Raw genomic sequence first — 11,203 nt, 5'->3', positions numbered from 1 at the left:
GTTTCATAATATACGTATGAACACTATGAAACGATTGTTATTTAATTTACAAAAAACTACTAATTATGAAGTTTTGATGTAAGAAAAGCAAGCAAAGTAAAAATATAAATTGTACTATTCTTATAGAATAGGGGATGGACAAGGTAAATCCATAGGTTTGCGTTTTGGTTTTTTTCTATAGTCCTTGTACAGATTAAATGTATATTGAAGACTTATTTCATGTGAATTAGCATGCTGTTGTGGTAGGTCTGACATAGTGATATCGTAGCTATATCCAAAGTTTAGATTACCAATTTTTACACCTGTTAGCAGTACAATAGCATCGTGATTTACCGCATTGTCTTTTTCCGCTGATTTGATTAGAGGAAGACCACGATACCAAACACCTATAAGTAATGGTTGATAATGGAAATAACCTCCAATACTTAATTGATCGTTTTTGCCTTGTGATTGGTAATGTACCGCAAGGGTCATAGATTTTCTTTTGTAATCAGGAATATGCGTACGATGTCCTTTGTATTCAAGCGGTATCATATACCCACCTTCTATTGTGATTCTTGAAGGAAGAAAATTACGTTCGCCTATAAATGAAATATTAGGTCTATTCATATGATAATAACCAATGCCTACCCAATATTTCTCTCCATAAAGCATTACTCCAGAGTTGACATCTGCATAAGATCTTTGAGAATGAATAAAGGGTTCATTGGTGGCTCCACCTGTAAAACCAAAGGAATCAAGTTGATCATTGAATACCAAAGCAGCAATATCAAGTTTATTCTGTCCGTAGCCTACTTGTAATCCTACGTTTAGCCCTGTGTATTTATTGATAGGAATAGTATACGAACCAGATGCAGTAAATGAGGAATGTTTTAATGGAGTTCCTTCGTTTACACCGTAGTTATCATTTTTAATAATTGCTCCAAGTGAAAACCGTTTATATTTGAAATTATGATCGAAAGAAGCGATGAAAGACTGAATCCCTGCCGGTAATCCAACCCATTGATTTCTATAATTGACAATAGCACGGGTTTCTCCGGTACTACCTGTTAGGGCAGGATTTAAATAGAGAGGAGTAGCATAGTATTGAGAAAATTGGGTGTCTTGTGCAAATGTTTTGCCATAGATTAATACGCTTATAAGTATTATCAGATAGCTGCAATAGTTTTTAAAATTAGGTCTCATTTTTCGTAGTGGTGGTTTATCAAGAAAACGTAATCTGAAAAAAAATCGTTTCTTCGAAATGAATCTAAAAATTACACATAGTATAATTTTTAGAATTTTATTGGATTGAAAAAAAGTTCCCCAATAGTTTAATTATTTAAAGTTTTTATCACATATGATTTACATTGAAAAAATTGTATTATTTCCTGATATTGGTATTGTGGTGTCAAAAAGGTTATTGATCCAACTAATTTTCTTACATAAAAAAACTGCTGATCATTTTATGATAAAAATTGAACAGCAGTTTATTTTATTATTAAAGCTAACGAATTAGCTATTACTTACATCTTCTTCAGGTTTTGTTTTCCATCTTTCATGAAACCATACCCATTGATCAGGTGCTTCGCGGATAAATTTCTCTAAAGCCAACGACATATTTTGGGTATTTACTTGAATGTCTTTTTGATTATCACCTGTTCTAACCAAAGGAATTTCTTCTCTAATTTCAAGAATATGTTTGCCATTTTCTTGAAGTTTCACAGCAGCAGGAATTACAGCAGCATCCGCCTTTAATGCTAACATTGCTGCCCCAATAGGAGTGGCTGCAGGCTTACCAAAGAAATCAACAAAAGTATTCTGAACTTTATTGGTATCCTGATCAATTAATAGAAAAGCCATTCCACCATCTTTCAACATTTTAAACATCTTGATGGAACCTCTAGGATCTGTTCTTTCTACAAAATCAGCACGTCCGTTTCGATTGCTTCTTCTATTATTCACTACCAACTCGTTTAATTTGTCATCATGAAGTTTAGCACCGATCGCAATACAAGGATAATCGTTTAGGTTGATATAATATCCCACCATATCAAATGCTCCTCTATGACAAGTTAAGAAAACAACTCCTTTTCCTTTATCCAAAGCATTTTTAAGATGTTCTTCACCACTGATTTCCATAATTTCTTTGATATCCTCAACAGAACTCATAGAAGGGTAGCGGATAATATCCGTAAAATTTTTACCAAGATTTTTAAAAACCCTTTTAGTAATTGATTTAGCTTCTTTTTCTGATAATTCATCACCATAAGCATATTTTAAATGCTTAATGGATAAATTTCTTGTGCCAGGCATTACATGATAGGCAAAGCCACCCAACATAGAAAACTTCCACATCAAAAGTTTTCTTGGAATTAGATTCGCCACTTTTAAAAAGAAGATCACGGCCCAATAGATGAGCTCATATTTTACTTTTTTCCAACCTTTGTGTTGACTCATTTTATTTTTGTTATCACCTCTATTTAAATATGACAAATGAAATAGGGGTTTAGTAAAAAAGGCAACGAATAATAATTATCCGTTGCCCTAAGTATAATATATGTTGTCGAATTAAACGTCTACTTTAGCGTAGCGTGCGTTTTTTTCGATAAAGTCTCTCCTTGGAGCAACCTCATCACCCATCAACATAGAGAATAGGTGATCAGCTTCGGCAGCAGATTCAATATCTACTCTACTCATACTACGGAATTCAGGATCCATAGTTGTGTGCCATAACTGTTCTGGGTTCATTTCACCAAGACCCTTATAACGTTGAACGTTTACTTTACCTTCATCGCCTCCGAATTCTTGGATCGCTCTAATTCTATCTTCTTCTGACCAACAGTACTTTTCTTGCTTACCTTTCTTTACTAAGTAGAATGGAGGTTGTGCAATATAAAGGTAACCTTGCTCGATCAATGGTTTCATGTAACGGAAGAACAAAGTAAGAATCAATGTTCTAATGTGTGAACCATCGACGTCGGCATCGGTCATGATGATAATTTTGTGATAACGAAGTTTTTCAAGATTCAATTCTTTCTCATCATTCTCAGTACCGAAACGTACACCAAGAGCAGTGATAATGTTTTTGATTTCTTCGTTGTCATAGATCTTATGCTCTTGTGCTTTTTCCACGTTAAGGATTTTACCTTTCAATGGAAGAATCGCTTGGAACATACGATCACGACCTTGCTTAGCAGAACCACCTGCTGAGTCACCCTCTACTAGGTATAGTTCACAAGCCGCAGGATCTTTTTCAGTACAATCAGAAAGTTTACCAGGTAAACCTGTTCCTGTAAGAACGTTTTTACGTTGCACCATCTCTCTTGCTTTTCTTGCAGCATGACGAGCTTGTGCAGCAGTAATTACTTTTTGTACAATATTTTTAGCCTCTTTTGGATGCTCTTCTAAGAACGTCTTAAGCGTTTCAGTTACTGCAGAATCTACAGCACCAGCAACCTCAGAGTTACCTAATTTTGTTTTTGTTTGACCTTCAAATTGAGGTTCAGGAACTTTCACTGAGATAATTGAAGTAAGACCTTCTCTGAAGTCATCGCCAGAGATATCTACTTTTACTTTATCCAGTAAGCCAGTTTGATCAGCATAAGACTTTAATGTTCTTGTCAATGATCTTCTGAAACCTGCAACGTGAGTACCACCTTCGTATGTATTAATGTTGTTCACATAAGAGAACACATTTTCAGAATACGAAGTATTGTAAGTCATTGCTACTTGAACTTGGATATTCGCCTTTTCTCCTTCCATGAAAATAGGGTCAGGTAGAAGAGAAGTTCTAGTGCTATCTAAGTACATTACATATTCACTCAAGCCACCTTCTGAGAAGAAAGTTTCTTGAATATATTCACCTTCTTCATCTTTTTGACGAAGATCTTTAAAGTGAATTTTAATACCTGCATTTAGGTAAGCCAATTCTCTTAATCGAGTAGCAATTGTATCGTAATTGTAAACCCCATGAGTAAAGATGCTCAAATCTGGCCAGAATTGTACGACTGTACCTGTAATGTCTGTTTCGCCAATTTGTTTTACGTCATATTGAGGAATACCTGTTTTATATTCTTGTTGGAATATCTTCCCTGCACGATGTACTGTAACTTTAAGATCTTTAGATAAGGCGTTCACACATGATACACCCACACCGTGAAGACCACCTGATACTTTGTATGTATCTTTATCGAATTTACCACCAGCGTGAAGTACAGTCATTACGACCTCTAAAGCAGATTTTTTCTCTTTAGGGTGCATATCCGTAGGGATACCACGACCGTTATCTTTTACAGTGATTGAATTGTCTTCGTTTACAGTAACATAAATATCTGTACAATAGCCAGCCATGGCTTCATCAATAGAGTTATCTACAACCTCCCAAATAAGGTGATGTAAACCCTTAATACCAATGTCTCCAATATACATGGCTGGTCTTTTACGAACAGCTTCCAAACCTTCAAGGATCTGGATATTACCGGCTGAATAATTGTCTTTTTTTTCTTCCATATCTTTATTAAAAAATATCTGCGAAACTAACTTTTTTTACACTCAAATACAACAAGAAAAACAGTTCGAGTGCTTACTTGCTCGCATTCAAGGTGTTTAATCTTCTTTTGGATTCCGCATCTATACTGTTTTTGTAAGGATGTTTAGGATAGTTTAAAGCTTTCTGATAATATCTTACAGCATTGTGTTTATCATTTAAGCCTTCATAAAGAATACCTAGATTTAAAGCTGCATTTGCAGGATAATAGACTTTTGGTTTATCTCCTTCAAATTTTAGCACCTCAAGATAACATTTTATTGCTAAAGTTGTATCATTTAGTGCCTGATTTGATCGACCTAAACGATAATAATATTCTAATTTGTCTACTTGAGGTAATGTATCTATTGTTACCTGCAGTAGAACCTCTATTGATCGATCATATTTTCCCCCGTCAAAGAGTATTCTTGACTTCGTAATCCATTGATTTGGATAGGGGGGATTGCTTACAAAATTCAAAGCATATCTATCTAGATTCATGTAGGTTCCGCCTTCATTTAAGACACTATCTTTTAAATCTTCATTAAATGATTTATTCTCTTTTGAAAACCAATCCATGATGAGCTTTTTGTAATAAATATCCTTTACATAGTCAGTTGAATAGTGATGTAAGTAGGTATTGAAATGTATATTAGCGTTTTGATATTCTTCAGCATAATAATAAGCAGTTCCCAACACATAATTATAATAACCAAACCATTTGATATCTGCAGGTAAATCAATTAATTCTTGAATAGATAATTCAGGATAATGAATTTTTATGTAGATCCACCCTAAAGCCACCTTTACGTACTTATTATCAGGAAATTTCTTTTTAATTTCTTCAGCGAGTTGAAACGATTGTTCTCTATCTTTTAATAGGAAAGATGTTTTTAAAATTTCGGTGAGATAAGCTTGTAAACTGATAAATTCAGAAGCATTCTTTTTGGCTTCTAAAATATATTTTTCTTGTAAAGTATAATCCAAAGGACTAAAACCTAAAAAATTTCTAAGCCAATGATACTCGTTGGGTACTTCACTAATTGCAATAGAAATGATGGCTGCGTTTAATTTCGAAATGATATCAGTCGAATCGTTCTCAATTTTTTTTATTGAAGATTGATAGCTCTTTTTTAAGTCCCAATAGGCCCTCCAGTAATTTCCTTTTTTGATTTCCACTAACCCTTTAATCAGAAGAAGATTATCTGAATACAACCGATTTTTCGGATAAGAATATGTTTTTTCATTAGGAGAAGGGGATAATAGACTACCTAAATAAGTATCAATCTCTTCTTTAGGAAATGAGGTATCCACCTTTTGGGCAATGACAAAATCAATGTTAGAAATCAAATAAATGATAAAAAATACAGTCTTAATATGTATATTGTTTATACTCAAGTGTCTTAAAAAATGAATTCTTTAAAAAATCGATTGATTATGTGATACATCACAAAGTTTTTTAATAACTATCATCGAAGTAAACTAAAAAAAATTGGAATCGTTATTTTTTTTAGATAATCTTGTTACTTATCACTAATAAAAATATATGAAATTTATTGTTGAAATCATTTTACCGGAAGTTTTGGATCAAGAATTAATTGATCTATTACCATCACAATATCAAGAAATCGGTGATATGATGAATGAGGGTATTATTTCATCTTTCATGTTGTCTGATAACGCACAACGTGCATGGTTAACCATGGATGCTGCATCAGAAGATGAAGTAGATAACCTATTGGCCGCTTTTAAGCTTTACGATTTTGTAGAGATGAAAATAATGGAACTAAGTATTGCTGAAATGGCATCTCCAGCTGTTCCAACATTTTCCCTAAACTAGAATATTCATTATTAAAAAATACAAGCCATTCAAAATGAATGGCTTTTTTTATTGTTTTTACTCAAATCCTCAAAATTGATTTAAATTGCACGTATTTTGCTAATCAAAAGTAAAAGACTTAAAAGATATTGTAATGCAAAAGAAATTCTTATTGGGATTAAATTTTTTATTGATAACATTAACAGCATTCTCACAAGGTGTATCTTCTAACCCCATGATTTTAAAATTAAGTGGTTATGATATGATTTATAGCGAAGAAAAGCCGGATGAAATTGAATTTCCAATGAGTGATGTAGATATAATTCCATTGGCAGGTAATAAAACTTTTGCAACTTTTAAATATCAGTCTGCAGGGAAACATCCTAACAATCAACAAATTTTACAGACTTATTTTGATAAGGTTAGATCTTTAAGAGGTAAGCCATTATACAAAGGAGATAATTACGGTTCTTTTCAAATTAAATCCAATACTAAAAAGTTTTGGTGTGTTATAGAAACACATGAAGGAGGAGAATCTTACACAGTGACTATCATCGGTCAAGATAAGATACAAGAAGCGGAAACTGCTCAAGAGATGTTGGAGTTGTTGAAATCCCAAGGTTCTATGGATTTATACTTCCAATTTGCAACTGGTAGTGCTACATTATCAAAAGCTTCTCAGCAAACGGTAGACGAATTAGCTAAATTATTGAAGAAATATGCTCCAAAGCTTAAATTGAGTATAGAAGGACACACCGATAATGTGGGTAGTGTTTCAGCCAATAAAAAGCTATCTTTAGATAGAGCAATTTCAGTAAAGAAACAATTGATACGAAAAGGAATCGATCCATCGAGGTTAGAAACAGTGGGTTGGGGATCTGAAAGGCCATTAGAGTCTAACGATACTGAAAAGGGTCGAACAAAAAACCGACGAGTTTCTATAAAAGCATTAAACTAGATATATTTGCAACCGACAAAAATTGTTTTGTCGGTTTTTTTAGCTATGAAGAATATATTTTACGCACTGATTTTATTATCAACTTTCTCTTGTATTCAAGAGAACAAAAGGAATACTTCCTTTATTAAAGGTAGAGATGCTTTAAAACAAAAGGAGTATCAAAAAGCGGTTATACAATTAGAAATGAGTATCCAACAAGATAGTACATTCTCAGACGCATGGAACAATTTGGGGGTGGCTTATTTTGCTTTGAATAATCACGAAGAGGCTGAAAAAGCGTATCAAAATGCTATTTATCATGACTCGTGTTTTACAGATGCCTATCATAATTTGGCCAATTTTCATTACTCTAAAAAAAATACGCAGAATGCCATTGACTTTTTGGATAAAGGATTAGAGTGTGAGCCAGATAATCATAAACTATTATTAAATAGAGCAACTCTCTATCAAGATTTAGAGTCATTTGATGACGCACTGAAAGATCTTCACACATTGAGAACATCTACAACTAATAATGATGTGCTATATACTAATTTAGGCTATACCTATTATAAACTAAATCAATTGGACTCGGCATTCCATTATTCTTTAATGGCTGTTGAAATTAACGAATTGAGACATGAAGCTTATAATAATTTAGGAATGATCTCCATGAAGAAAGATCGTTTAATAGAAGCATCAAAGTATTTTAAAAAGGCCGTATCTATGTCATCAACTAATTCGATGTATCGGTATAACCTAGGAGAATCTTACTTTTTAAGCAAACAATTTGATAAAGCGAAAGAGTCTTTCAATATGGCCTTATATTACAATGAACAAGATTATAAATTAAGTCCTACGATAATAGCAAATACACTCATCTTAGATAAAGAATACTCATCACAAGAACTTTTTAATAACTCAAGTGTTAATGAGATATTAGAGAATGTCTATGAAAACTTGAAATTAGTAGGACATAAATCAACATTTTGTCAATTTTTAAGTAGCATTCAAGAAAAAAAATATAAATTTGAAGATAGTATTTATCAAAAATGTAAATAAGTTTTTTACATTTATTGATGAATAGAGTTTGAGAGGATGTAAATCTTTAATTATAATCAAACGCTAACAAAACTGAAATTATTACCATATGGAATATCAAAATCTTCTTTTAGAGAAAAATGAAGGTTTGCTTGTTGTCACAATCAACAGAGAAAGTAAGCTTAACGCACTAAATGGAAAAACTTTAGAAGAGTTAAAAAGTGCTTTCGAAATGGCTTATGATGAACAAGACATAAGAGCAGTAATTATCACGGGAAAGGGTGAGAAAGCTTTTGTTGCAGGTGCAGATATTTCAGAGTTTAAAGACCTGAATGAACTAAATGCAAGAAAGTTTTCTGAGGAAGGACAAGAAATCTTTAATGGTATTGAAGCATGTCCTAAACCTGTAATTGCAGCTGTAAATGGTTTTGCTTTAGGCGGAGGTTGTGAACTATCTATGGCTTGCCATATTCGTGTGGCTTCAGATAATGCAAAATTCGGTTTACCAGAAGTCTCTTTAGGTATAATTCCAGGTTATGGAGGAACTCAACGTTTACCACAATTAGTTGGAAAGGGTATCGCTAATGAACTAATTTTTACAGGTGATATGATTTCTGCTCAAAGAGCATATGAAATTGGTTTGGTAAACCATGTGGTCCCTCAAGAAGAATTGATGGATAAAGCAAAGTCCTTAGCCAATAAGATCTTAGCAAAAGCACCTTTAGCTATCGCTCATGCAATTGATTGTGTAAATGCATCAACAAAAAATGAAGCAGGTTATCAATCGGAAGCCAATGCGTTTGCTAGTGCAATTAAAACGGAAGATTTTACGGAAGGTACTACTGCCTTTTTAGAAAAAAGAAAACCGAACTTCCAAGGGAAGTAATTTAATAAAATATTGAAATAGACCTCTTTGTATAATTTATTTGTGCAAAGAGGTTTTTCTGTTCTTAGAATGTTTAAAAGATTATTATCTGATACAATTATATACGGATTAACAACCATCCTAATGAGGTTGATTAATTACTTGTTAGTCCCCATCCATACTGAGGTTTTCAGCCCTGACGATTTTGGTATTCTATCTTTATTTTATTCTTATGCTGTTCTATTTAATGTGATCTATACTTATGGTATGGAGACGACTTATTTTAGATTTGCTACCAAAGACAAGGAGAATAAAGATAAAGTATTCTCAAAAGTATTATCCTCAGTGATTATTACGTCAGTTCTATTCTCTGGGATATTATGGATATGTACTCCATACATATCTACGTATTTAGACTATGATAACTCTTCCACTTTCATAAAAGTATTTGCTACTTTATTTGCGGTAGACGCCATATTAGCAATACCTTTTGCAAGCCTAAGAGTAGAGGGTAAAGCCAAACGATTTGCGATTCTAAAAATAATTGAAGTACTATTAACAGTAGGGCTAAATTATTTATTCTTAGTCATATTTAAAGATCTATATGCTGCTGCAGAACCAACAAGTTTATTGGGTCAATATTATGATCCTGAATTTGGATTAGGTTATTCATTTGTAGCCAACTTGATTTCAAAAGTCAGCATTCTAATATTATTATCTGATAAAATCCTAAAGGTTAAACTCCAATGGTCTTGGAAGTCGATGAAACCTTATTATAAATATGGTTTCCCATTACTTTTTTCAGGTTTAGCATTCGCTGTAAATGAAGTTTTCGATAGAATATTGATTCCAATTTTATTACCAAATGATTTTTATGCTTTTGGTGATGCTGAATATGCTTTGGGTGTTTATTCAGCTTGCTACAAACTCTCAATTTTTGTAACATTTACGGTACAAGCCTACAAATACGCTGCGGAGCCATTCTTTTTTAATCAGGCAAATTCAAAAGATTCTCCAAAAGTTTTTGCCAACATCATGTATTACTTTGTCATAGTATTAATGCTAATGGTAGTAGGTGTAACTGCTAATTTAGAATGGTTGGCTTCTATTTTTATCAGACAAAAAGAATATTTAATCGGATTGCCTGTAGTGCCAATACTTTTAATGGCTAACATCTTTTTAGGAATGTACTATAACTTATCTGTTTGGTTTAAAGTCACAGATAATACAAAATATGGTGCTATCATTAGTTTCATAGGAGCAGGAATTACATTAACGCTAAACTTTATATTAATTCCACTTTTAGGCTTTTATGGAAGTGCAATAGCCACATTTGTCTGTTACTTCAGTATGATGGTAATTGCATATCTTTTAGGAAATAAATATTATCCCATCCCATATAATGTAAAAATGATCTCATTTTATTTGATTTTGGGAGGAGCGTTTTTAGTTTTGTTTTTTAATTTGCCAAAACAAGAATTTTGGCCACAGCTGATTACTCAGAATGTATTGTTTATCGGATTTATAATCATTATCGCAATTTCTGAGAGAAATTTTTTAAAACGAGTATTTGGTAATCGAGAGAATACAACGAAATAATGGAAATAAAAGTAATAAATAAAGGGCATCACGCTTTGCCTGAATATCAAACAATTGCTTCCGCTGGTTTAGATTTAAGAGCAGTGCTTGAGGAATCTATCATTTTAAAACCCCTAGAAAGAAAGTTAATTCCTACTGGTTTATACATTGAGCTACCAGTTGGTTTTGAGGCACAAGTAAGACCAAGAAGTGGTTTGGCATTCAAACATGGTCTAACAGTACTAAATTCCCCTGGTACGATTGATGCTGACTATAGAGGTGAAGTAAAAGTATTATTAGTAAATCTATCTAATGATGACTTTGAAATCAAAGACGGCGAAAGAGTAGCTCAAATGGTTGTTGCTAAACATGAAACTGTAGAATGGGTTCCCGTAGAAGAATTATCTGATACTGAAAGAGGAGCCGGTGGATACGGTAGCACAGGAAAAAAATAAT

10 protein-coding genes are annotated in these 11,203 nt (G+C 33.0%); 6 read left to right on the top strand and 4 right to left on the bottom strand.

Annotation, left to right across the window (positions count from 1 at the left end; translation table 11 throughout):
- Window positions 1-120: 120 nt before the first annotated feature.
- From MY04_RS05910 to MY04_RS05895, 4 genes are all read right to left on the bottom strand, one after another.
- Window positions 121-1,185, bottom strand: a complete 1,065-nt coding sequence (locus tag MY04_RS05910; protein WP_066207613.1) for a PorP/SprF family type IX secretion system membrane protein — start codon at window positions 1,183-1,185, stop codon at window positions 121-123.
- A 309-nt stretch (window positions 1,186-1,494) separates the two neighbouring features.
- Window positions 1,495-2,439, bottom strand: coding sequence for a lysophospholipid acyltransferase family protein (locus tag MY04_RS05905; RefSeq protein WP_066207611.1), 945 nt, complete (start codon window positions 2,437-2,439; stop codon window positions 1,495-1,497).
- A 111-nt stretch (window positions 2,440-2,550) separates the two neighbouring features.
- The gene (gene gyrB, locus MY04_RS05900) at window positions 2,551-4,491 is read right to left on the bottom strand and encodes a DNA topoisomerase (ATP-hydrolyzing) subunit B (protein ID WP_066207609.1); all 1,941 of its coding nucleotides are present in this window, start codon (window positions 4,489-4,491) and stop codon (window positions 2,551-2,553) included.
- Between the two features lie 73 nt (window positions 4,492-4,564).
- Window positions 4,565-5,857 carry a tetratricopeptide repeat protein gene (locus tag MY04_RS05895; protein ID WP_066207607.1) on the bottom strand — a complete coding sequence of 431 codons (1,293 nt, stop codon included), beginning with the start codon at window positions 5,855-5,857 and terminating at the stop codon, window positions 4,565-4,567.
- 196 nt (window positions 5,858-6,053) lie between these two features.
- Between MY04_RS05895 and MY04_RS05890 the strand changes: the two genes are divergently transcribed.
- The 6 genes from MY04_RS05890 to dut all read left to right on the top strand — a co-directional run bounded on the left by MY04_RS05890 (window position 6,054) and on the right by dut (window position 11,202).
- Window positions 6,054-6,347 carry a hypothetical protein gene (locus MY04_RS05890; protein WP_066207605.1) on the top strand — a complete coding sequence of 98 codons (294 nt, stop codon included), beginning with the start codon at window positions 6,054-6,056 and terminating at the stop codon, window positions 6,345-6,347.
- Between the two features lie 133 nt (window positions 6,348-6,480).
- Entirely contained in the window at window positions 6,481-7,284 is an 804-nt protein-coding gene (locus tag MY04_RS05885) for an OmpA family protein (protein WP_066207603.1), read from the top strand.
- A gap of 45 nt (window positions 7,285-7,329) precedes the next feature.
- Window positions 7,330-8,325 carry a tetratricopeptide repeat protein gene (locus MY04_RS05880; RefSeq protein WP_066207601.1) on the top strand — a complete coding sequence of 332 codons (996 nt, stop codon included), beginning with the start codon at window positions 7,330-7,332 and terminating at the stop codon, window positions 8,323-8,325.
- Between the two features lie 88 nt (window positions 8,326-8,413).
- Complete coding sequence (locus tag MY04_RS05875) at window positions 8,414-9,190, top strand: enoyl-CoA hydratase-related protein (RefSeq protein WP_066207599.1); 777 nt, start codon at window positions 8,414-8,416, stop codon at window positions 9,188-9,190.
- Window positions 9,191-9,259: 69 nt separating this feature from the next.
- Entirely contained in the window at window positions 9,260-10,768 is a 1,509-nt protein-coding gene (locus MY04_RS05870) for a lipopolysaccharide biosynthesis protein (protein ID WP_066213077.1), read from the top strand.
- A complete protein-coding gene (dut, locus tag MY04_RS05865) occupies window positions 10,768-11,202 on the top strand; it encodes a dUTP diphosphatase (RefSeq protein ID WP_066207598.1) in 435 nt (144 codons plus the stop codon). Before MY04_RS05870 ends, dut begins: the two co-directional genes overlap by 1 nt.
- The last annotated feature ends 1 nt before the right edge of the window (window position 11,203 follow it).

The organism is Flammeovirga sp. MY04, assembly GCF_001682195.2.
GTDB classification, from domain to species: Bacteria; Bacteroidota; Bacteroidia; order Cytophagales; family Flammeovirgaceae; genus Flammeovirga; species Flammeovirga yaeyamensis.
This window is presented reverse-complemented; position numbering and strand designations above follow the sequence as displayed.

What these genes read in the sequence shown, in the direction of transcription:
- MY04_RS05910 (WP_066207613.1), bottom strand. Translation starts at nt 1,185, where the DNA reads ATGAGACCTAATTTTAAAAACTATTGCAGCTATCTGATAATACTTATA.
- MY04_RS05905 (WP_066207611.1), bottom strand. Translation starts at nt 2,439, where the DNA reads ATGAGTCAACACAAAGGTTGGAAAAAAGTAAAATATGAGCTCATCTAT.
- gyrB (WP_066207609.1), bottom strand. Translation starts at nt 4,491, where the DNA reads ATGGAAGAAAAAAAAGACAATTATTCAGCCGGTAATATCCAGATCCTT.
- MY04_RS05890 (WP_066207605.1), top strand. Translation starts at nt 6,054, where the DNA reads ATGAAATTTATTGTTGAAATCATTTTACCGGAAGTTTTGGATCAAGAA.
- MY04_RS05885 (WP_066207603.1), top strand. Translation starts at nt 6,481, where the DNA reads ATGCAAAAGAAATTCTTATTGGGATTAAATTTTTTATTGATAACATTA.
- MY04_RS05880 (WP_066207601.1), top strand. Translation starts at nt 7,330, where the DNA reads ATGAAGAATATATTTTACGCACTGATTTTATTATCAACTTTCTCTTGT.
- MY04_RS05875 (WP_066207599.1), top strand. Translation starts at nt 8,414, where the DNA reads ATGGAATATCAAAATCTTCTTTTAGAGAAAAATGAAGGTTTGCTTGTT.
- MY04_RS05870 (WP_066213077.1), top strand. Translation starts at nt 9,260, where the DNA reads ATGTTTAAAAGATTATTATCTGATACAATTATATACGGATTAACAACC.
- dut (WP_066207598.1), top strand. Translation starts at nt 10,768, where the DNA reads ATGGAAATAAAAGTAATAAATAAAGGGCATCACGCTTTGCCTGAATAT.